This is a genomic window from Amaricoccus sp. (assembly GCF_047602525.1).
Taxonomy (GTDB): Bacteria; Pseudomonadota; Alphaproteobacteria; order Rhodobacterales; family Rhodobacteraceae; genus Amaricoccus.
Genome location: NZ_JASGHB010000001.1, coordinates 1,282,161 through 1,301,694 on the forward strand (window position 1 = coordinate 1,282,161; position 19,534 = coordinate 1,301,694).

Sequence of the window (19,534 nt, forward strand, 5' to 3'; positions counted from 1 at the left end):
ACGGGAAAGCGGCGCTTTTGACGTGGTTTCTATTCGCGACTCGCGCTAAAACTGCAATTCTTATGCAGGCTCTCGATGACACCGACCGACGTATCCTGCGGGTGATGCAGGACGATCCCGACCTTGCGGTCGCGGACGTGGCGAGCCGTGCGCGGCTGTCGGCCGGGGCGTGCGCGCGGCGGATCGAGCGGCTGGAGCGCGACGGGGTGATCCTCGGGCGGCGGGTCGAGATCGACCGGCGGGCGCTCGGCTACGAGGTGCGGGTGTTCCTGCGCGTCACCCTCGACAAGACCGAGCCACGGGCGTTCGACGACTTCCTCAGCGCGGCGCGGGCGCTGCCGGAGGTGGAGGCGATCCAGACGCTGCTCGGGCGGGTCGACGTGCGGATGGACGTGACCGCGCGGGATCTGGCGCACTATCAGGAGATCTATCGCAGCAAGATCCTCGGGCTGCCGCACATCGCCGAGATCGAGGCGCTGATGCTCGTCTCCGAGCTGAAGTCGACGGAGCGGCTGCCGCTGTGATTGATCTCGACGACATAGACCGGGGGATCCTGCGGGCGCTGGCGGCGGACGGCGGCCTGAACGCGAAGCAGGTGGGCGAGGCGGTCGGCCTGAGCCAGCCGGCGGCGTGGCGGCGGATCCGGCGGCTGGAGACGGCCGGGGTGATCCGCGGGCGGCGGCTGGTGCTCGACCGGGCGAAGCTCGGGTTCGGCGTCACCGTGTTCGTCGGGGTGCGGCTGGCGGCGAAGGGCCGGCTCGACCTCGAGGCGTTCGAGCGGGCGGTGACGGCGATCCCGGAGGTGCAGGTGGTGCAGCACGTGCTCGGGGTCTTCGACTACCGGCTGCGGGTGGTGGCGCGGGACTTGTCGGATTTCGAGCGCATCCTGCGGCGGCGGATCATGACGCTGCCCGGGGTCGGGGCGGTCGAGTCGAACGTGATGCTGTCGGAGGAGAAGGACCAGGGGCCGCTGGTGTGACGCGGGCGGCTCGTCTAGGGTCCTGCGCCATGAGCAAGCCGATGTCTTCAGAACCCGAGGATGCCGCCGCCCGCCGGGCGCTGGCGCCGGTCGTGTGCTATCCCGCAGGGACGCTGCCCGAGGTGGATCTCGCCGGCTGTCTGGCCGCGCTCGACGGGGCCGCGCGGGTCGACATGGTGATGGTCCCCCCGCGTGAGGCGCGGTGCTTCATGGCACCGGCCGGGCACTTCTTTCGTATCGTCAGCGTCGGCGGGCCGCAGGTCGGTGACCTGAACCTGTGGAACGCGCGGGACATGGCGGAGCGGTTCTTTTCCGGCAAGACGCGGGCGCTGCATGGATCGCACGTCACCACCGGAGACCGGCTGTGGTCTGTGCTGCCCTATCTGCGACCGATGGCGACGGTGGTGGCGGACAGCCTCGGCTGGTACGGCAAGGACGACTACGGCTGCGGCGTGCACGACGTGATCGGCACGCGGTGCGATCCCTACACCAACCGGCTGCTCAGCGGTGGAGACTACCACCACTGCTGTCATTCGAACCTGACGCGGGCGTTCGCGGAGACGACGGGGATGCCGCTCGGCGAGGCGGAGGGGTACGTCCACGACGTGCTGAACGTCTTCATGTGCACCGGCTTCGACAGGTCGTCCGGGCGCTATATCATGAAGGCGAGCCCGGTGCGGCCGGGGGACGCGCTGACGTGCTTCGCGGAGATCGACCTGCTCGGGGCGCTGTCGGCGTGTCCGGGCGGCGACTGCAGCGCGGAGCATTCGAGCGATGCGGCGGCGTGCTATCCGCTGATGGTGGAGATCCTGAAGCCGGCGGCCGTGCCTGCGGGATGGGAGGCGCCGGAGGTCAACGCCTATCCGCGGAGCCACGGCGTGTGAAATCGAGGGATTTCACACGAGGAATGTGGCGCAGTGCCTTGACCTAGAACGGATCAATCCGCCCCCGGGATTCCTGCACGCGCTTGCGACGTGGCGCCGAGGCCGAGGCGCATGGCGGCGTGCCGCAGCGGCGGCAGGCCGTGGAGCGCGGCGAGGCCGGCGCGGCGGAGGTCGCGCAGGGGGCGCGGCTCCGCCATGGCGGCCCGGTTCAGCGCGTCGATGCCGGCGACGCGGAGCGCGGTCTCGCGGTGGCGTTTGCGGTGGTAGCGGGCGAGAAGCTCGGGGGCGCCGATGTCGGCCGCCCCGACCACGAGGTCGCGCAGCGCCGCGAGATCGGCGAGGCTCATGTTCAGGCCCTGTGCGCCGATGGGCGGGACGACATGCGCGGCCTCGGCGATCAGTGCGGTGCGCGGGCCGTCGAGGCGGTCGGCGAGTTGCGAGATGATCGGCCAGATCCGGCGCGGGCTGGTGAGGCGGATGGCGCCGAGCACGCCGCAGGCGCGGGCGGCGAGGGCAGCGTTGAACTCCGCCTCCGGTAGCGCCGCGAGCGCGGCGGCGCGCGGGCCGGTCTCCATCCAGACGACCGACGAGGCGGGCCCGTCGTCGCGGTCGGGCAGGGGCACGAGGGTGAAGGGGCCGCCGGTGCGATGGATCTCGATCGACACGCCGTCGTGCGGGGCTTCGTGGGCGACGGTGAATACCACCGCCTTCTGGCCATAGCCCCAGCGGCGGGTGCCGATGCCGAGCGCCTCGCGCACCGCGCTGTCGCGGCCGTCGGCGGCGACCACGAGGCGGGCACGGGCCTGGGTGCCGTCGGAGAGCGCGACGAGGGCGGCGTCCGTGCGCGGCGTCAGTCCGGTGACGCGGACGCCCGCGCGCAGCTCGGCGCCGGAGGTCGCGCCGAGGTGGCCGACCATCTCGCGGCGGAGCAGCCAGTTCGGCAGGTTGTAGCCGAACGCCTCGGCGCCGATCTCGGCCGAGTCGAAATCGCCCGAGGTGCGCACGATGCCCGGCGCGCCGCCGGCGTCGGCGAGGCGCATGATGCGAAGGGGCGCGGCATGGGGCGCGAGGCGGTCCCAGAGGCCAGCCCCGGCGAGCAGGTCGACGGCGGGCATGAGGAACGCGGTGCTGCGCAGGTCGGAGCCGTCGGCGTCGGCCGAGGTGACGGGCGGCACCGGGTCGACGCAGAGCGTCCGGAAGCCGGCGCTGGCGAAGGCGGCGGTGGCGGTGAGGCCGGCGACGCCGCCCCCGGCCACGAGGATATCGACATCGGAGCGGGTCATGCGAGCTGTCCGAGGAAATCGGCGAGATCGCCGGTCCGGTGGTGGACGTGGGGGTGGCCCGGGTCGGGGTCGGCGAGCGGGCCGACGAGCACGGTGCGCATCCCGAGGCCATGCGGCACCCGGAGGTTGCGGTGGTCGTCCTCGAACATCGCCGCGCGCCGGACATCGAGCCCGTCGAGTGCGAAGATCGCGCCGAAGGCCGCCGCCTCGGGCTTCGGCAGGTAGTCGGCATCCTCGACGCCGTAGAGCCGGTCGAAGGCGCCCTCGAGACCGACGGCCGCCGTCACCCGGCGCGCGTGCTCGCGCGAGCCGTTGGTGTAGACGATCTTGCGCCCCGGCAGGCGGCCGATCGCGTCGCGCAGGACCTCGGAGGGCGAGACGCCGGTCAGGTCGATGTCGTGGACGTCGGCGAGATAGGCGACCGGGTCGACGCGGTTCTCGCGCATCAGGCCGGCGAGCGTGGTGCCGTGGGTCTGCAGGTAGCGCTGGCGCAGGCGGCTCGCCTCGTCGGCGGGCATCCCGAGGGTCCGCATCATGAAGGCGGTCATCCGCGCCTCGATCTGGTCGAAGAGCCGCGCCTCCACCGGATAGAGGGTGTTGTCGAGGTCGAAGACCCAGGTCTCGACGTGGGCGAAGAGGGTGCGGGGCATGGACCCTTGCGTACTCCCGGGGCGAGGGCGAAGCAAGCCACGCTCCTTGCCCGGACCGGAGCCGCCTGGGTGGGCGCCGTCGCGAGGGGGCCGTCCGCAAGAGGAAGGCCGAAGGCGGGCGAGCCGGCAGAGACGGCTTGCCGCGGGTGCGAAGGTTGACCCTCGCGCCGCGCGCCCTTATCTTCCCGGCAAAATCCCCGGGATTCGACATCATGACCAACCACGCCCCGTCAGACCAGGCGCTGGCATCCGCGCCCGACCGTGCGCTGCGCCCCACCGCGGCGATCGTGCTCGCCGATGGACAGGTGTTCTGGGGCCGCGGCTTCGGCGCCACCGGCGAAGCGGTGGCGGAACTCTGCTTCAACACCGCGATGACCGGCTATCAGGAGATCATGACCGATCCCTCGTATGCCGGCCAGATCGTCACCTTCACCTTCCCGCACATCGGCAACGTCGGCGTCAATGCCGACGACGACGAGACCGGCGAGCCGGTGGCCGCCGGCATGGTGGTGAAGTGGGACCCGACCGAGCCGTCGAGCTGGCGCGCGACCGCCGACCTCGCCGACTGGCTGGCCCGGCGCGGCCGCATCGGCGTCGGCGGCATCGACACCCGGCGGCTCACCCGGGCAATCCGCCTGCAGGGCGCCCCGCACGTGACGATCGCCCATCGGCCCGACGGCAACTTCGACCTCGACGCCCTGCGCGCCAGCGCGCGGGCGTTTCCGGGCCTGAAGGGCATGGATCTGGCCAAGGACGTGACCTGCGCCCAGAGCTATCGCTGGGACGAGATGCGCTGGGCCTGGCCCGAGGGCTATCAGCGCCGCGAGGGGCCGGGACGGCGGGTCGTGGCGATCGACTACGGCGCCAAGCGCAACATCCTGCGCTGCCTCGCGTCGGCCGGCTGCGACGTGACGGTGCTGCCCGCGAGTGCCACCGCCGAGGACGTGCTGGCGCTCGAGCCCGAGGGGCTGTTCCTGTCGAACGGCCCGGGCGATCCGGCGGCGACGGGAGAGTACGCCGTGCCGATGATCCGCGAGGTGCTGGACAAGACCGGGATCCCGATCTTCGGCATCTGCCTCGGCCACCAGATGCTGGCGCTGGCACTCGGCGCGCGGACGATCAAGATGAACCACGGCCACCACGGCGCGAACCATCCGGTGAAGGACCTTGTCACCGGAAAGGTCGAGATCACCTCGATGAACCATGGCTTTACCGTCGACAGCCAGACGCTGCCCGCCGGCGTGGTCGAGACCCATGTCTCGCTCTTCGACGGCTCGAACTGCGGTATCGCGATGACCGATCGCCCGGTGTTTTCCGTCCAGCACCACCCGGAGGCGAGCCCCGGCCCGCAGGACAGCTTCTATCTCTTCGAGCGCTTTGTGGAGTCCATGAGCGCCCGGCAGGATTAACCGTTAAGGATCAACCGACTTAACGGGCTCTTAAACCTCCCGTATCAATTCTCGCGTTCGGCGTAGCGCGAGTATCCGGTATGGCTCAGGTTCTGTCGCTCAAGTCCGTTGAGGCGCCGCGGGCGGTGGCGCCCGCCGCCGCGACGCGGCGGTTCCTCGGCGATGTTCTCGTCAGCTCCGGCCGGCTTGCGCAGTCGCAGGTCGACGCCGCGCTGCGCGCCCAGACGCAGCAGGATTCCCTGCTCGGGACCATTCTCGTCGTCGAGGGCCTGCTCACCCCCGACGCCCTTGCCGAGGCGCTGGCCGAGCAGTCCGGCCTCCGGCGCATCGACCTCGTGGCGGATCCGGTCGACCCGATCGCGCTTCAGGGGGTGGACCCGCTGGTCTGCCTGCGGCTCGATGCGATTCCGTGGCGCCGCAGGAACGACCGGCTCGAAATCGCCGTGGCGAACCCCGCGAGCGGTCCGGCGGCGGTGGCCGCCTTCAGCCGCGACGGCGCGCCCGCCACGCTGGTGCTGGCAGGGCAGGACGCCATCCGTGCGGCGATCTCGCGGGCGTTCGGCGCGCGGATGCGCCGCCATGCCCACGACCTTTGCCCGCGGCGGATGAGCTGCCGAACCCTGCTCCACCGGCATCGCAACTGGCGGCTCGCGGCCGGGCTGGTGGTCCTTGCCGCCGTTGCCGCGATGGTGCCGGGGCTGGCGCTGAACGTCGTCCTTGCCTGGGTGCTGCTCTGCGGGGTCGCCACGCAGGGGTTGCGGCTGTCCGCGCTCGCGATGCGTCTCGTGCGCGGCGCGACCCCGACGGCGAGCGCGCCGCGCTTCGTCGATTCAGGCCGGATGCCCAAGGTCTCGCTGCTGGTGCCGCTCTGGCACGAGGAGCGCGTGGCAGCACAGTTGCTCAAGCATCTGGGAAAAATGGAGTATCCCGCTCCGCTTCTCGACATAAAGCTGGTGCTCGAAGAGGCCGATCTCACGACGCGCGCCGCCATCGCCCGGTGCACGCTGCCGCCGGGCATCGAGATCGTCACGGTTCCCGACGGCCACCTGCGCACCAAGCCGCTGGCGATGAACTATGCGCTGCCGTTCTGCCGGGGCGAGATCGTCGGCATCTACGACGCCGAGGACCGGCCCGACCCGGCGCAGCTGCGTGCCGTGGTGCATCACCTGATGGACGCGCCCGAGGACGTCGCCTGCGTGCAGGGCTATCTCGACTTCTACAACGACCGCGCCAACTGGCTCGCCCGCTGCTTCACCATTGAATACGCCGTGTGGTTCCGCATCTTCCTGACCGGGATCGAGCGCCTCGGCCTGCCGGTGCCGCTCGGGGGGACGACGGTGTTCTTCCGCCGCCGGGTGCTCGAGGAAATCGGCGCGTGGGACGCCCACAACGTCACCGAGGACGCCGACCTCGGCATGCGCCTCGCCCGGGCAGGCTATCGCTGCGAGATGGTGGCGACCACGACCCTCGAGGAGGCGAACTGCCATGGCGCCCGCCGCTGGATCGGCCAGCGCTCACGCTGGAACAAGGGGTACGCGCTGACCTGGGCGAGCCACATGCGCGATCCGCTGGCGCTGTTCCATGACCTCGGCCTGCGAAAGTTCGTCGGCTTCCAGGTGCTGTTTCTCGGCGGCCTCACCTCGTCGATCGCACTGCCGCTGTTCTGGCTGATGGCGCTCGGCTTCGTCGGCATCGGCCCGGCGTGGGAGCACATTCCGCCCCTGCTCGGCTGGGGGCTGATCGGCTCGGGTCTGGTCGGCTCGGTCGCCATGCTCGGCGCCACCGCGTTTGCGTTCCACGACAGTGGCCGCCTGCGCATGTGGCCCTGGGCGCTGACCCTGCCGCTCTACTGGCCGCTGGCCGCCGCGGCGGTCTACCGCGCCCTCGCGGAGGTGGTGACGAAGCCGTTCCACTGGACCAAGACCGAGCACGGCCTGGAGCCCTGAGCCCCCATCAGGGGTAGGCTTCGGCGTCGGCCTTCAGGCGGGTCTCGAAGGCGCGGCTGATGTGGGCGCGGATCGCGGTGTCGGCGGCGTCGCCGTCGCGCGCCTCGATCGCGTCGATGATCGCCTCGTGCTCGGCCAGCGCCTGCGGCCCGCGGCCCGCGGCGGCGAGCGAGGTGGTGGCGACGAGCGCCATCGAGCGGTGCACCATCTCGAGCTGCTGGATCAGGAAGCGGTTGTGGCTGGCCAGGTGGATCTGGTGGTGGAAGCGCTTGTTCGCCCGCGCCAGCAGCTCGGGTCGGGCCACGATCTCGCGGTCGCGGCGGGCGAGGTCGCGCAGGACGCGCACCTCCTCCGGCGCCGCGTGCTGCGCCGCGAGCCGCGCCGCCAGTCCCTCGAGCTCGGCGCGCACGACATAAAGTTCGCCAAGCTCGTCATGGGTCAGCGCCGCGACCATCAGGCTGCGCCCGTCGCGCGCCAGCACGCCCTGAGTCTCCAGCCGTTGCAGCGCCTCGCGGATCGGCGTGCGCGACACGCCCAGCCGGTCGGCCAGCTCCGATTCCACCAGCCGGTCGCCCGGGCGGAACTCGCCCCGGTCGATGGCGTCGAGCACCAGCTCGTAAGGGTCCTTGGTCATTGGTGGCGGCCTGCCCGAAATGCCGGCGCGGACAGCATGCGCCCGGGCCCCCGGCCAGTCTTTCATGAATTTCTCGCGACGCGCAAGGAACCAACTCCCGGCTTGGCCCGGGCAATCTCCCGATCCGGGTGCGAGGGGGGCCGGGCGAGGGGAGTCTCGTCGCAGACGACCGTCAGACCATACGGCCTCGTCGGGAGGGGACTTTCAGCACGAGGAGAGCGGAACGCACGCAGGAGCCGACGGGGGATGCCTTCTGGCCCCGCTGCTCCCGACCGCTGCGTGCGTGCGCGCGGCGCGGCGTTGACTTCCCCGGGCGGGCGGCCGTAGACAGCGGCAGTGACGGTCATCCCCGCGAGGGGAGAGGGAATGTGGTGCGCCGGCCTTCCGGCAAATCCGCAGCTGTACCCGCAACTGTAGGCGGTAGCGACGGCCAGAGCCACTGGGGCATCACTGCGCCCCGGGAAGGCGGCCCGACGCGACGATCCGCGAGCCAGGAGACCTGCCGTCGCCGTGGAGAAATTCCGGCTGCCCGGCGGGTCTACCTGGGCGAGGAGAACGGTCGCGTGACAGGCTCGAATCCGTCCGACGCGGAGGATCCGTCCCCCATGGGGACGGTCGCGGCGGAAATCACCCTGCTGATCTGCTCTTCCTGCCGCCGCCCGGGCGACGGCCCCGAGGTGCCGCGTCCCGGCAGCCGCCTCGCCGACACTCTGGCCACCGACGCGCTGGCCACCGACGCGGGCGCGGCTGACTCGGGCGCAACGGACGAAGGCGCGACGGACGCGGGCGTCAGGGTGGCGGTGCGCCGGGTCGCCTGCCTCGGCAACTGCAGCCGGGGGCTGTCGGCCGCGATGTATCGTCCCGGCAGCTGGACCTATGTTTTCGGCGGGCTCGACGAGGCGGCGGGGCCGGACCTGCTCGCAGCCGCCCGCCTGTTCGCCGGCTCCACCGACGGTTTCCTGCCGTTTCGCGGCCGCCCCGAGACGCTGAAGCGCGGGCTGATCGCGCGTATTCCCCCGATCGAGATGCTGGAGGATCTGCCATGACCGAACGTGCCGCCCCCGCCGGGCGCGTGCCCTGCACCGTCGTCACCGGATTTCTCGGTGCCGGCAAGACCACGCTGATCCGCCACCTGCTCGCCAATGCCGGCGGGCGGCGGCTCGCGGTGCTGGTGAACGAGTTCGGCGACGTGGGCATCGACGGCGAGGTGCTGAAGGGCTGCGGCATCGAGAGCTGCCGCGAGGAGGACATCGTCGAGCTGGCGAACGGCTGCATCTGCTGCACGGTGGCCGACGACTTCGTGCCGGCGCTCGACCGCATCCTCGCCCGCGGCGATGTCGACCATATCCTGATCGAGACCAGCGGGCTGGCGCTGCCGAAGCCGCTGGTGCAGGCGTTCCAGTGGCCCGGGGTGAAGAGCCGGGTCACGGTCGACAGCGTGGTGGCGGTGGTCGACGGGCCGGCGCTGGCCGAGGGGCGCGTGGCACAGGACCCGGCGGCGCTGGCGGCGCAGCGGGCGGCCGATCCGGCGCTCGACCACGACGATCCGGTGGAGGAGGTCTTCGGCGATCAGGTCGCCTGTGCCGATCTCGTGGTGCTGTCGAAGGGCGACCTGCTCGACGCGGCGGCGCGCGACGCGGCCGAGGCACGGGTGGCGCGCCATCTCGGGCGGGCGGTGAAGATCGTGGCGGCCGAACGCGGCCGCGTCGATCCGGCCGTCCTGCTCGGGCAGGGGCTGGCGGTCGAGGACACGATCGACGCGCGCCGGACGGCGCACGACGACGAGCCGGAGCACGATCACGACGACTTCGACAGCTTCGTCGTCGAGCTGCCGGAGGTCGTCCGGCCCGAGGCGCTGGCCGAACGCGTGGCGCGCGCGGCCGAGGCGGGCGACGTGCTGCGGGTGAAGGGCTTTGCCGCGGTCTCCGGCAAGCCGATGCGCCTGCTGGTGCAGGCGGTGGGGCCGCGGGTCTCGCACCACTACGACCGGCAGTGGCAGGCGGGCGAGCCGCGCGCCACGCGGCTGGTCGTCATCGGCCTGAAGGGCGTCGACCGGGCGGCGGTGGAGCGGATCCTGGCGGCCTGATGCACATCCTCAACGTCACCACCGCGTCGCTCGACGACCTGATCGAGCCGGTCGACCTCGGGCAGGCGCCGGCGGAGCTGGTGGCGGCGAGCTTTTCCGACAGCGACCTCGCGGCGCTGGCGGCGGCGTGGCGCCCGGGGATGCCGGAGCTTCGGCTCGCGGCGCTGCGCGACCTGCGGCATCCGATGTCGGTCGACCTGTGGGTCGAGCGGGTGGCGGGCGGCGCGCGGGCGGTGGTGGTGCGCCTGCTCGGCGGGTTCGAGTGGTGGGCATACGGCTGCGAGCGGCTGGCGGCGGTGGCGCGCGAGCGCGGCGTGGCGCTGGCGTTGCTGCCCGGGGAGTGCCGCGACGACGATGCGCGGCTCGCGGCGCTCTCGACGGTGGGCGAGGCGGAGCGGGCGGCGCTGCTCGCCTGCTTTCGTGAAGGCGGCCCGGTGAACATGCAGGCGGCCCTGCTGCAGCTCGCGCGGATCGGCGGGCGCGACGTCGCGGCACCGGCGGCGCAGGCGCTGCCGCGGGTCGGGCTCTACCTTCCGGGCGAGGGAGCGGTGCCGCTCGCGGCGCTGCGGCAGGGCGCGCGGCCGCTGGTGGCGGTGCTCTTCTACCGCTCGATGCTGCTCGCGGGCGATCATGCGCCGGTCGACGCGCTGCTGGCGGCGCTGGCGTCCGAGGGGCTCGACGCGGCGGCGGTCTTCGTGCCGAGCCTGCGGGACGGGGCGGCCTTCGCGGAGATCGAGCCGGTGCTGGCGGCGGCCGGGGTGGCGGCGATCGTCACCACGACGGCCTTCGCGGCGGGTGCGGAGGCGTTCGCGCGGCTCGGGGTGCCGGTGTTCCAGGCGGTGCCGGCGACGACGCGGGCCGAGGCGTGGGAGGGTGGCGCGCGCGGGCTGGCCCCGGCCGACCTCGCGATGCACGTGGTGCTGCCGGAGCTCGACGGGCGGGTTCTGGCCGGGGCGGTGTCGTTCAAGGCGGCGGAGGCGCTCGACGCGCGCCTCGGGCTGCGGCTGCAGCGCAACCGGCCCGAGGCGGCGCGGGTGGCACAGGTGGCGCGGCGGGTGGCGGCCACGTTGCGGCTGGCGGCGACGCCGGTGGCGGAGCGCCGGCTCGCCATCCTGGTGCCCGACTATCCCGCGGCGGCGGGGCGGGCCGGCTATGCGGTGGGGCTCGACGTACCGGAGAGCGTGCGCGCCATGCTCGCGGACCTTGCGGCGGCGGGCTACGACGTCGCGGGCGTGCCGGGCAGCGCGCGGGAGCTGATGGCGGCGATCGTGCGCGCGCGTCCGGCGCTGTCGCTCGCGGACTATACGCGGCTGTCGGCGGAGGTGCCGGCCGACGCGCGGGCGCAGGTGGCGACGGCGTGGGGCGGGCCGGAGGCCGAGGCGCCGGGCGGCGCCTTCCATGTGCGGTTCGCCCGGTTCGGCAAGGTCATGGTCTGCTTCGCGCCGGAGCGCGGCCGCGGCCTCGACCGGCGGGCGGAATACCACGATCCCGCGGTGCCGCCGCGGCACGCGCTGGTCGCGTTCGGCCTGTGGCTGCGGCGGGTCGAGGGGGTGCAGGCGCTGGTGCATGTGGGCGCCCACGGCACGCTCGAATGGCTGCCGGGCAAGACGGTGGCGCTCTCGGCGGCGTGCTTTCCCGAGGTGGTCGCGGGCGCGCTGCCGGTCGTCTACCCGTTCATCGTCTCGAACCCGGGCGAGGCGGCGCAGGCGAAGCGGCGGCTCGGCGCGGTGACGCTCGGGCACCTGACCGCGCCGCTGGTCGGGGCGGGGCTCTCCGACGCCGAGCGGTCGCTGGAACGGCTGGTGGACGAATACGCAGCGGCCGACGGGCTGGACCGGCGGCGGCGCGACCGGCTGGCCGCGCTGATCGTCGAGACGGCACGGCAGGCCGGGCTCGCGGCGGAGGCGGGCGTGGATGCGGCCGACGATCCCGAGGCGGCGCTGGTCCGCATCGACGCCTGGCTGTGCGATCTCAAGGACTTCGCCATCAAGGACGGGTTGCACGTCTACGGCCGGGCCGAGCCGGGCGCGCCGCCGGAGCGCGCGGCCTCGGCCGCGGCGGAGCGGGCGGGCCTGCTCGCGGCGCTCGACGGCCGGTTCGTGACGCCCGGGCCGGCGGGCACGCCGGAGCGGGGGCGGCGCGACGTGCTGCCGACCGGGCGCAACCTCTTCGCGGCCGATCCCCGCACGCTGCCGACGCCGACGGCGTTCGCGCTCGGCGAGGCGGCGGCGGCGGAGACGCTGCGCCGCTACGTGCAGGAGCATGGCGACTGGCCCCGGGCGCTCATCCTCGACCTCTGGGGCAGTGCCTCGCTTCGGACCGGCGGCGAGGCGATCGCGCAGGGGCTGGCGCTGATGGGCTGCCGGCCGGTGTGGGACGACGGCACCGCGCGGGTGACGGCGGTCGAGGTGCTGCCGCCGGCGGCGCTCGGCCGGCCGCGGGTGGATGTGACCTGGCGGATCTCGGGGCTGTTCCGCGACATGTTCGAGACACAGATCGCGCTGATCGACGCGGCGGTGGCGGCGGTGGCGGCGCGCGAGGAGAGCGCGGCGGAGAATCCGCTGGTGGCGGCCGGGCCCCGGCCGCGGCGCATCTTCGGCTCGGCCCCGGGCAGCTACGGCGGCGGGCCGGAGGAGCTGTTGCAGGACGGCCGGTGGCAGGCGCGGGACGAGCTCGGCGCGGCGTATCTCGCCGCCGGATCGCACGCCTTCGGCGGGGCGGAGGGCGCGGGAGCGGTGGACGCGGGCGGATTTGCCGAGCGGATTGCCGCGGCCGACCTGCTTCTCCATGCGCACGATGACCCGGGGCGCGACATCCTGGAGGGATCGGCCGATGTGGCCTTCGTCGGCGGGTTTGCCGCGGCGATGGCGGCGCTCGGCGGCAAGGCGGATCTGGTGGTGCTCGACACCACCGACCCCGACCGGCCACGCGCGCGCTCGCTGGTCGAGGCGGTGACGCGGGTGGTGCGGGCGCGGGCAACGAACCCGCGGTTCATCGCTGGCCAGCTGCGCCACGGACCGCGCGGCGCCGCCGAATTCGCCGAGACGGTCGACCGGCTGGTCGGTTTTGCCGAAACGACGGGGGCGGTGCCGGGCGCGCTGATCGAGGCGGTGCATGCGGCCTATCTCGAGGACGCGGCCGTGCGCGCGTTCCTGCTGCGCGAGAACCCGGCGGCGGCGCGGGCGATTGCCGAACGCTTCACCGACGCCCGCCGCCGGGGCCTGTGGCACCCGCGGCGCAACAGCGTCGACGGCGATCTCGCGGCGCTCCGCGCCGAGGCGGTGGCGCGGGAGGGGCGGCCATGACCGCGCCGCAGCGTCGCGGCGCCTGCCCGAGCCTCGATGCGCCGATGGCGACCGGCGACGGCTTTCTGGCGCGGCTCGCGTTCGACGACGCGCTGTCTGCGGCGCAGCTCGCGGGAATTGCGGAGGTGGCCGCGCGGCTCGGCAACGGCCTCGTCGAGGTGACATCGCGGGGCAGCCTGCAGATCCGCGGCCTTGCCGAGGGCGCGCCGCTGGCGGCGGCGCTCCGGCGCTTCGACCTGCCGCTTGCGGCCGGCACGCGCGTGGTGACGAGCCCGCTCGCCGGGCGCGATCCGGCCGAGCGCGCCGACCCGCGGCCGCTGGCGGCGGGTCTGCGGCGGCAGCGGCTGCCGCTGCCACCAAAGGTCACGGTGCTGGTCGACGGCGGCGGCGCGTTCAGCCTCGACGCGGTGCCCGCGGACGTGCGGCTCGCCGCCACCGGCACGGGCTGGCGGGTGGGGGTCGGCGGGACGGCGGCGACGGCGCGCTGGGGCGACGCGGTGTCCGAGGCTTCGGCGGAGCGCGTGGCGCTGGGGCTGCTCGACCGCCTGTCGCGGGAGCGCCAGCGCGGCCGCGACCTCGACGGCGTGCCGGACACGCCGGGGCCGGCGCCGCGGGTGGGAGAGGCCATCGGCCGGTTCACAACGCGCGACGGCACGGCGCGCGGCATCGGCTTCGCCTTCGGCATCGCCGAGAGCGCGGCGGTCGCCGCGCTGGCAAAGGCTGCGGGCAACGCGCGGTTCTACCCGGCGCCCGGGCGGGCGTTGCTCGCGCTCGGGCTTGGAGACGAGGCGGCGTTCGTCGCCGAGGCGGGGCGCCTCGGCTTCGTGATCGCCGCCACCGACCCGCGCCAGGCGATATCCGCCTGCGCCGGGGCGCCTGCCTGCGGCGCCGGGCGGATCGCGACCCGACGGATCGCGGCGCGGATCGCGGCCGAGGCGCCGGCGGTGGCGCGGGGCGCGCGGCTGCACCTCTCCGGCTGCCCGAAGCGCTGTGCCCAGCCGGCCGGCCCGGCGGTCAGCCTGGTGGCGGACGAGGGCGGCGCGCGGGTCAGCGGCGATGGCCGGCCCGTGCCGGTGGAACTGGAGAGCTATCTGCTGGAGGCGGCGGCATGGTGAGCGGGGACTACCTGCGTGACGGGACGGCGATCTACGAGCGGTCGTTCGCGATCATCCGGGCCGAGGCCGACCTCGCGCGGTTCGGTGCCGACGAGGCGGACGTGGCGGTGCGGATGATCCACGCCTGCGGTGTTGTCGACGCGGCGGCGTCGTTCCGCTTTTCGCCGGGGTTTGTCGCGGCGGCGCGCGAGGCGCTGGCGGCGGGGGCGCCGATCCTCTGCGACGCCGAGATGGTCGCGCACGGCATCACCCGGGCGCGGCTGCCGGCGGCCAACGAGGTCGTCTGCACCCTGCGCGATCCCGGCGCGCCGGCCCTGGCGGCGCGGCTCGGGACCACGCGCTCGGCGGCGGCGCTGGAATTGTGGCGCGACCGGCTGGGCGGGGCGGTGGTGGCGATCGGCAACGCGCCGACCGCGCTCTTCCACCTGCTCGACATGCTGGCCGACGGCGCGCCGCGGCCCGCGGCGGTCGTGGGGATGCCGGTCGGCTTCGTCGGTGCGGCGGAATCGAAGGAGGCGCTGGCGGCGAGCGATCTGCCGCACGCGGTGGTGCTCGGGCGGATGGGGGGAAGTGCCATGACGGCGGCGGCGGTGAACGCGCTGGCGAGGCCAGGGATATGAACGGCGACAGGACGGGCGACAGGACCGGGCGGCTGATCGGCATCGGCACGGGGCCGGGCGACCCCGACCTTCTGACGGTGAAGGCCGTGCGCGCGCTCGGGACGGCCGACGTGGTGGCATGGTTCGCCAAGGCCGGGCGGCGCGGCAACGCGCGCGCGACGGTCGAGGGGCTGCTGCGCGCCGATGCGGTCGAGCTGCCGCTCGCCTATCCGGTGACGACGGAGCTGCCGGTATCGGACCCGCGCTATGGCACCGCGATCCTCGGCTTCTTCTCCGAGGCGGCGGCCGCGGTCGAGGCGCACCTCGCCGCCGGGCGGACGGTGGCGGTGCTGAGCGAGGGCGACCCGCTGTTCTACGGCTCGTACATGCACCTGCACGTCCGGCTGGCCGCGCGCTATCCGGCCGAGGTGATCCCAGGCATCACCGCGATGTCCGGGTGCTGGAGCCAGGCGGGCCTGCCGCTGGTGCAGGGCAACGAGGTGCTGACCGTGCTGCCCGGCACGCTGCCCGAGGCCGAGCTGATGCGCCGGCTGATCGACAGCCCGGCGAGCGTCATCATGAAGGTCGGGCGCAACCTCGCGACCATCCGCCGGGCGCTCGACGGCGCCGGCAAGCTGTCGCGCGCGGTCTATGTCGAGCGCGGGACGATGGCGCGCTCGGTCACGACGCGGCTGGCGGACAAGGTGGACGACGTGGCGCCGTACTTCTCGCTGGTGCTGGTCCCCGGATGGGAGGACCGGCCGCAATGAGCGGGCGGCTGGCGGTGATCGGCCTCGGGCCGGGGCCGGAGGCGCAGCTGACCGGCGCGGCGCGCGCCGCGCTCGAGGCGGCGAGCGATCTCTTCGGCTACGGCCCCTACCTCGCGCGGGTGGTGCTCGGGCCGGGGCAGGTGGCGCATCCGTCCGACAACCGCGAGGAGATCGGGCGGGCCGGCGCGGCGCTGGCGCTGGCGGCGTCGGGGCGTCGGGTCGCGATGGTGTCGGGGGGCGATCCGGGCGTCTTCGCCATGGCGGCGGCGGTCTGCGAGGCGGTGGAGACCGGGCCGGAGGCATGGCGGCGGCTGGAGATCGAAGTGGTGCCCGGGGTGACGGCGATGCTCGCCGTTGCCGCGCGCTGCGGCGCGCCGCTCGGGCACGACTTCTGCGCGCTGTCGCTGTCGGACAACCTCAAGCCGTGGGCCACGGTCGAGGCGCGGCTGCGCGCGGCGGCGGCGGCGGGCTTTGCGCTCGCGCTCTACAACCCGGCGAGCCGCGCGCGGCCGTGGCAGCTGGCGCGGGCGTTCGACGTGCTGCGCGAGGTGCTGCCGCCGGAGACGGTGGTGGTGTTCGGCCGCGCCGCGCTGCGGCCCGACGAGCGGATCGCGGTCACGCGCCTCGGGCGGGCCGATGCCGGGATGGCGGACATGGCGACCTGCGTCCTCGTCGGGTCGGCGGAGACGAGGGTGGTGGCGCGGCCCGGGCTGCCGCCGCTGGTCTATTCCCCGAGGTCCGCGACATGACGCATCACCGCGCGCAGCGCCGCCTCGACGCTGCCGGCGCCCCCGTCGGCCGCGGGCCGCGCCACCATGACGACCGGCAGGCCGAGGGCGCGGGCGGCGGCGATCTTGCCGTAGGTGGCGCCGCCGCCGCTGTTCTTCGCCACGAGGACGTCGATGCGGCGCTCGGTCAGCAGGCGTCGCTCCGCGGCCTCGTCGAAGGGGCCGCGCGCGAGCAGGGTCTCGGCATGCGGCGGCAGGGCGTCGGGGGCGACGGGCTCGATGCTGCGGATGACATAGGCGTGCTGCGGCGCTGCGCGGAACGCCGCGACCTCCTGACGGCCGATGGCGAGGAAGACGCGGGCGGGCGGGCGGCCGAGCGCGATGGCGGCGGCGGCCATGTCGGCGGCGGGGATCCAGCGGTCGCCGGGCCGCGGCTCCCATGCGGCGCGGCCGAGCGGGACGAGCGGGATGCCTGTCGCCCGGGCGGCCGCGGCGGCCGCCCGGGATATCCGCGCGGCGTAGGGGTGGGTCGCGTCGACGAGCACGCGCACGTCCTCCGCCGCGATCCACGCCGCGAGCCCGTCGGTGCCGCCGAAGCCGCCGATGCGCACGTCGCAGGCCGGCGTCTCCGGCGCGCGGGTGCGGCCGGCGAGGGCGTAGGTGACGCGCAGGCGGTCGCGGCCGGCGAGGCGGGTGGCGAGCGCGCGGGCGTCGCCGGTGCCGCCAAGGATGAGGACGTGCGTCATGCCGCCTTCTAGCCTGCCTCTCCCGGCCGCGACAGGCGCGACATGGCTCGCCGTCGTCGGCATCGGCGAGGACGGTGTCGCCGGGCTCGGCGATGCGGCGCGGGCGGCGGTCGCCGGGGCGGCGGTGGTGTTCGGCGGGGCGCGGCATCTCGCGCTCGCGGCACCGCTGATCGCCGGCGAGACGCGGGTCTGGCCGGTGCCGTTCGATGCCGGCGCGGTCGTGGCGCTGCGCGGCCAGCCGGTCTGCGTGCTGGCCTCGGGCGATCCGTTCCGCCATGGCGTCGGCGCGACGCTGGCGCGCAGCGTCGCACCGGCGGAGATGGCGGTCTTCCCTGCCGCCTCCGCCTTCAGCCTCGCCGCCGCCCGCCTCGGCTGGGCGTTGCAGGAGGTCGAGGCGATCTCGCTGCATGGCCGCAGCGAGGCGCTGGTCCGGCCGCTGCTGCACCCGGGCACCCGCATCCTCGCGCTCACCTCGGACGGCGGTGCGCCGGCGCGGCTGGCGCGGCGGCTGACGGGGCTCGGGTTCGGTGCCGCGCGCCTGCATGTGTTCGAGGCCATGGGCGGGCCGCGGGAGCGGCGGCTGGTGGCAAGGGCCGCCGACTTTGGCGACGAACGCTGTGCCGAGTTGAACGTGCTTGCGATCGAGGTCGCGGCCGAGATGGCGGGCGGCGGGGCAGGGGCGGCGGTGCTGCCGCTGGCCGGGCTCGACGACGCGGCGTTCGAGCATGACGGCCAGATCACCAAGCGCGAGGTCCGCGCCGTGACGCTGGCGGCGCTGGCGCCGCGGCGCGGGGAGCTCCTGTGGGACATCGGTGCCGGGGCGGGGTCGGTAGCGATCGAGTGGATGCTGCGCCACCCGTCGCTGCGCGCCGTCGCGGTGGAGGCAGAGCCGGGCCGCGCGGCGCGCATCGGGCGCAATGCCGAGGCGCTGGGGACGCCGGGCCTCGCCGTGCGGCAGGGGCGGGCGCCCGCCGCGCTCGCGGACCTGCCGGTGCCGGACGCGATCTTTCTCGGCGGCGGCGGCAGCGATCCGGGCGTGCTCGACACCGCGCTCGCCGCGCTGCGCCCGGGCGGGCGGCTGGTGGCGAACGCGGTGACGCTCGAGACGCAGGCGCTGCTCGCGACCGTCGCCGGCGCGCGGGGCGGCAGCCTCGTGACGCTCTCGGTGGCGCGGGCCGGGCCGGTCGGCGGGATGACCGGCTGGCGCCCGGCGATGCCGGTGGTGCAATGGTCCTGGGTGAAGCCGTGACGGTGGCGGGCCTCGGCAGCCGCCGCGGCGTCGCGCTCGCCGAGGTGCTGGCCGCGGTCGCGGCCGCGCGCGCCGCCTGCGGCGGCCTGCGGCTCGACGCGCTCGCGACCCTGCCGCTCAAGGCGGCGGAGCCCGGTCTTGCCGCGGCGGCGCGGCATCTCGGCCTGCCGCTGCTGATCGCGAGCCCGGCCGGCGACGACCGGCTCATGACCCGCTCGGCCGCCTCGCGCGCCGCGACGGGCAGCGGCAGCGCGGCCGAGGCCGCGGCGCTCGGCGCCGCCGGGCCGGACGCGCGGCTGGTCTCGCCGCGGCTCGTGCTCGGCCGCGTCACCTGCGCCATCGCCACCTCCCGTGCGATCGCGACCACCGGGGAGAGTTCATGACCGTCCACTTCATCGGCGCCGGCCCGGGCGCGGCCGACCTCATCACGCTCCGGGGCCGCGACCTGCTCGCGCGGTGCCCGGTGTGCCTCTATGCCGGTTCGGTGGTGCCGGCCGCGCTGCTGGTGCATTGCCCGCCCGGCGCGCGGCAGGTCGATACCGCGCCGCTGTCGCTCGACGAGATCGTGGCGGAATGCGTCGCCGCCGAGGCCGCGGGGCTCGACGTCGCGCGCCTGCACTCGGGCGACCTCTCGGTCTGGAGCGCGGTCGCGGAACAGACCCGCCGCCTCGATGCCCTCGGCATCGCCTGGACGCTCACCCCCGGCGTGCCGGCCTTCGCCGCCGCCGCGGCCACGCTGGGGCGCGAGCTGACCGTCCCCGAGGTGGCGCAGAGCCTGGTGCTGACCCGGGTTTCGGGGCGCGCGTCGGCAATGCCGGCCGGCGAGACGCTGGCAGGCTTCGGCGCCACCGGCGCGACGCTCGCGATCCATCTCGCGATCCACGCGCTGCCCCGCATCGTCGCCGAGCTGACGCCGCTCTATGGTGCGGAGTGCCCCGTCGCCATCGTCGCCCGCGCCAGCTGGCCCGAGGAGCGGGTGGTGCGCGGCACGCTCGGCAGCATCGCGGCGGCGGTCGAGGCCGACCCGATCGACCGCACGGCGATCGTCTTCGTCGGCCCGGGGCTCGCGGCGGCGGGATTTCGCGACAGCGCGCTCTACGATGCCGCCTACCAGCGCCGCTTTCGCGGCCGTGACGGGCTGTGAGGGCGCG

General features: G+C 74.6%; 19 protein-coding genes and 1 riboswitch. Of the genes, 15 read left to right on the forward strand and 4 right to left on the reverse strand.

Annotated elements, in window-relative coordinates:
• Positions 1 to 62: 62 nt before the first annotated feature.
• From QM699_RS06795 to QM699_RS06805, 3 genes are read left to right on the forward strand one after another with little or no spacing between them, the layout of a single operon-like run.
• Positions 63 to 524, forward strand: a complete 462-nt coding sequence (locus QM699_RS06795; protein WP_415010411.1) for an Lrp/AsnC family transcriptional regulator — start codon at positions 63 to 65, stop codon at positions 522 to 524.
• On the forward strand, positions 521 to 979 hold the full coding sequence (locus tag QM699_RS06800) for an Lrp/AsnC family transcriptional regulator (RefSeq protein WP_415010412.1): 459 nt from the start codon (positions 521 to 523) through the stop codon (positions 977 to 979). Before QM699_RS06795 ends, QM699_RS06800 begins: the two co-directional genes overlap by 4 nt.
• A gap of 41 nt (positions 980 to 1,020) precedes the next feature.
• Complete coding sequence (locus QM699_RS06805) at positions 1,021 to 1,863, forward strand: urea carboxylase-associated family protein (protein ID WP_415010413.1); 843 nt, start codon at positions 1,021 to 1,023, stop codon at positions 1,861 to 1,863.
• A gap of 53 nt (positions 1,864 to 1,916) precedes the next feature.
• Here QM699_RS06805 and QM699_RS06810 read toward each other — a convergent pair whose 3' ends face one another.
• Positions 1,917 to 3,146 carry an FAD-dependent monooxygenase gene (locus QM699_RS06810; protein WP_415010414.1) on the reverse strand — a complete coding sequence of 410 codons (1,230 nt, stop codon included), beginning with the start codon at positions 3,144 to 3,146 and terminating at the stop codon, positions 1,917 to 1,919.
• Positions 3,143 to 3,796: a pyrimidine 5'-nucleotidase gene (locus QM699_RS06815; RefSeq protein ID WP_415010415.1), complete on the reverse strand. Its 654-nt coding sequence runs from the start codon at positions 3,794 to 3,796 to the stop codon at positions 3,143 to 3,145. The genes QM699_RS06810 and QM699_RS06815 overlap by 4 nt, the downstream gene beginning before the upstream one ends.
• Positions 3,797 to 4,008: 212 nt before the next feature.
• On the opposite strand from QM699_RS06815, the gene carA reads away from it, so the two are divergent.
• Positions 4,009 to 5,205: a glutamine-hydrolyzing carbamoyl-phosphate synthase small subunit gene (gene carA / locus QM699_RS06820; RefSeq protein ID WP_415010416.1), complete on the forward strand. Its 1,197-nt coding sequence runs from the start codon at positions 4,009 to 4,011 to the stop codon at positions 5,203 to 5,205.
• A gap of 80 nt (positions 5,206 to 5,285) precedes the next feature.
• On the forward strand, positions 5,286 to 7,151 hold the full coding sequence (locus tag QM699_RS06825; RefSeq protein WP_415010417.1) for a glycosyltransferase family 2 protein: 1,866 nt from the start codon (positions 5,286 to 5,288) through the stop codon (positions 7,149 to 7,151).
• Between the two features lie 7 nt (positions 7,152 to 7,158).
• Here the strand turns inward: QM699_RS06825 and QM699_RS06830 are convergent, their stop codons facing one another.
• Positions 7,159 to 7,785 carry a GntR family transcriptional regulator gene (locus QM699_RS06830; protein ID WP_415010418.1) on the reverse strand — a complete coding sequence of 209 codons (627 nt, stop codon included), beginning with the start codon at positions 7,783 to 7,785 and terminating at the stop codon, positions 7,159 to 7,161.
• A gap of 323 nt (positions 7,786 to 8,108) precedes the next feature.
• A riboswitch (cobalamin riboswitch) is annotated at positions 8,109 to 8,307 on the forward strand.
• 41 nt (positions 8,308 to 8,348) lie between these two features.
• On the opposite strand from QM699_RS06830, the gene QM699_RS06835 reads away from it, so the two are divergent.
• Genes QM699_RS06835 through QM699_RS06865 form a run of 7 tightly spaced genes read left to right on the forward strand, consistent with a single transcriptional unit; the run spans position 8,349 to position 16,409 of the window.
• Positions 8,349 to 8,831 carry a DUF1636 family protein gene (locus QM699_RS06835; RefSeq protein WP_415010419.1) on the forward strand — a complete coding sequence of 161 codons (483 nt, stop codon included), beginning with the start codon at positions 8,349 to 8,351 and terminating at the stop codon, positions 8,829 to 8,831.
• Positions 8,828 to 9,871, forward strand: a complete 1,044-nt coding sequence (gene cobW, locus QM699_RS06840) for a cobalamin biosynthesis protein CobW (protein WP_415010420.1) — start codon at positions 8,828 to 8,830, stop codon at positions 9,869 to 9,871. Before QM699_RS06835 ends, cobW begins: the two co-directional genes overlap by 4 nt.
• Positions 9,871 to 13,176 carry a cobaltochelatase subunit CobN gene (gene cobN, locus QM699_RS06845; protein WP_415010421.1) on the forward strand — a complete coding sequence of 1,102 codons (3,306 nt, stop codon included), beginning with the start codon at positions 9,871 to 9,873 and terminating at the stop codon, positions 13,174 to 13,176. Before cobW ends, cobN begins: the two co-directional genes overlap by 1 nt.
• A complete protein-coding gene (locus QM699_RS06850) occupies positions 13,173 to 14,291 on the forward strand; it encodes a hypothetical protein (RefSeq protein ID WP_415010422.1) in 1,119 nt (372 codons plus the stop codon). The genes cobN and QM699_RS06850 overlap by 4 nt, the downstream gene beginning before the upstream one ends.
• Entirely contained in the window at positions 14,285 to 14,911 is a 627-nt protein-coding gene (locus QM699_RS06855; protein ID WP_415010423.1) for a precorrin-8X methylmutase, read from the forward strand. The genes QM699_RS06850 and QM699_RS06855 overlap by 7 nt, the downstream gene beginning before the upstream one ends.
• Positions 14,908 to 15,660, forward strand: coding sequence for a precorrin-2 C(20)-methyltransferase (locus QM699_RS06860; RefSeq protein ID WP_415010424.1), 753 nt, complete (start codon positions 14,908 to 14,910; stop codon positions 15,658 to 15,660). Before QM699_RS06855 ends, QM699_RS06860 begins: the two co-directional genes overlap by 4 nt.
• The gene (locus QM699_RS06865; protein ID WP_415010425.1) at positions 15,657 to 16,409 is read left to right on the forward strand and encodes a precorrin-3B C(17)-methyltransferase; all 753 of its coding nucleotides are present in this window, start codon (positions 15,657 to 15,659) and stop codon (positions 16,407 to 16,409) included. Before QM699_RS06860 ends, QM699_RS06865 begins: the two co-directional genes overlap by 4 nt.
• Here the strand turns inward: QM699_RS06865 and QM699_RS06870 are convergent.
• Complete coding sequence (locus QM699_RS06870; protein WP_415010426.1) at positions 16,385 to 17,134, reverse strand: cobalt-precorrin-6A reductase; 750 nt, start codon at positions 17,132 to 17,134, stop codon at positions 16,385 to 16,387. The two genes, QM699_RS06865 and QM699_RS06870, sit on opposite strands and share 25 nt — an antisense overlap.
• Here QM699_RS06870 and cbiE point away from each other — a divergent pair.
• Genes cbiE through cobM form a run of 3 tightly spaced genes read left to right on the forward strand, consistent with a single transcriptional unit; the run spans position 17,133 to position 19,527 of the window.
• A complete protein-coding gene (gene cbiE, locus QM699_RS06875; RefSeq protein WP_415010427.1) occupies positions 17,133 to 18,383 on the forward strand; it encodes a precorrin-6y C5,15-methyltransferase (decarboxylating) subunit CbiE in 1,251 nt (416 codons plus the stop codon). The two genes, QM699_RS06870 and cbiE, sit on opposite strands and share 2 nt — an antisense overlap.
• Positions 18,362 to 18,766 (forward strand): cobalamin biosynthesis protein, encoded by a 405-nt coding sequence (locus QM699_RS06880; RefSeq protein WP_415010428.1) that lies wholly within the window; start codon positions 18,362 to 18,364, stop codon positions 18,764 to 18,766. The genes cbiE and QM699_RS06880 overlap by 22 nt, the downstream gene beginning before the upstream one ends.
• The gene (gene cobM / locus QM699_RS06885) at positions 18,763 to 19,527 is read left to right on the forward strand and encodes a precorrin-4 C(11)-methyltransferase (RefSeq protein WP_415010429.1); all 765 of its coding nucleotides are present in this window, start codon (positions 18,763 to 18,765) and stop codon (positions 19,525 to 19,527) included. The genes QM699_RS06880 and cobM overlap by 4 nt, the downstream gene beginning before the upstream one ends.
• Positions 19,528 to 19,534 lie beyond the last annotated feature (7 nt).

What these genes read in the sequence shown, in the direction of transcription:
- QM699_RS06795 (WP_415010411.1), top strand. Translation starts at nt 63, where the DNA reads ATGCAGGCTCTCGATGACACCGACCGACGTATCCTGCGGGTGATGCAG.
- QM699_RS06805 (WP_415010413.1), top strand. Translation starts at nt 1,021, where the DNA reads ATGTCTTCAGAACCCGAGGATGCCGCCGCCCGCCGGGCGCTGGCGCCG.
- QM699_RS06810 (WP_415010414.1), bottom strand. Translation starts at nt 3,146, where the DNA reads ATGACCCGCTCCGATGTCGATATCCTCGTGGCCGGGGGCGGCGTCGCC.
- QM699_RS06815 (WP_415010415.1), bottom strand. Translation starts at nt 3,796, where the DNA reads ATGCCCCGCACCCTCTTCGCCCACGTCGAGACCTGGGTCTTCGACCTC.
- carA (WP_415010416.1), top strand. Translation starts at nt 4,009, where the DNA reads ATGACCAACCACGCCCCGTCAGACCAGGCGCTGGCATCCGCGCCCGAC.
- QM699_RS06825 (WP_415010417.1), top strand. Translation starts at nt 5,286, where the DNA reads ATGGCTCAGGTTCTGTCGCTCAAGTCCGTTGAGGCGCCGCGGGCGGTG.
- QM699_RS06830 (WP_415010418.1), bottom strand. Translation starts at nt 7,785, where the DNA reads ATGACCAAGGACCCTTACGAGCTGGTGCTCGACGCCATCGACCGGGGC.
- cobW (WP_415010420.1), top strand. Translation starts at nt 8,828, where the DNA reads ATGACCGAACGTGCCGCCCCCGCCGGGCGCGTGCCCTGCACCGTCGTC.
- cobN (WP_415010421.1), top strand. Translation starts at nt 9,871, where the DNA reads ATGCACATCCTCAACGTCACCACCGCGTCGCTCGACGACCTGATCGAG.
- QM699_RS06850 (WP_415010422.1), top strand. Translation starts at nt 13,173, where the DNA reads ATGACCGCGCCGCAGCGTCGCGGCGCCTGCCCGAGCCTCGATGCGCCG.
- QM699_RS06855 (WP_415010423.1), top strand. Translation starts at nt 14,285, where the DNA reads ATGGTGAGCGGGGACTACCTGCGTGACGGGACGGCGATCTACGAGCGG.
- QM699_RS06860 (WP_415010424.1), top strand. Translation starts at nt 14,908, where the DNA reads ATGAACGGCGACAGGACGGGCGACAGGACCGGGCGGCTGATCGGCATC.
- QM699_RS06865 (WP_415010425.1), top strand. Translation starts at nt 15,657, where the DNA reads ATGAGCGGGCGGCTGGCGGTGATCGGCCTCGGGCCGGGGCCGGAGGCG.
- cbiE (WP_415010427.1), top strand. Translation starts at nt 17,133, where the DNA reads ATGCCGCCTTCTAGCCTGCCTCTCCCGGCCGCGACAGGCGCGACATGG.
- QM699_RS06870 (WP_415010426.1), bottom strand. Translation starts at nt 17,134, where the DNA reads ATGACGCACGTCCTCATCCTTGGCGGCACCGGCGACGCCCGCGCGCTC.
- QM699_RS06880 (WP_415010428.1), top strand. Translation starts at nt 18,362, where the DNA reads ATGGTCCTGGGTGAAGCCGTGACGGTGGCGGGCCTCGGCAGCCGCCGC.
- cobM (WP_415010429.1), top strand. Translation starts at nt 18,763, where the DNA reads ATGACCGTCCACTTCATCGGCGCCGGCCCGGGCGCGGCCGACCTCATC.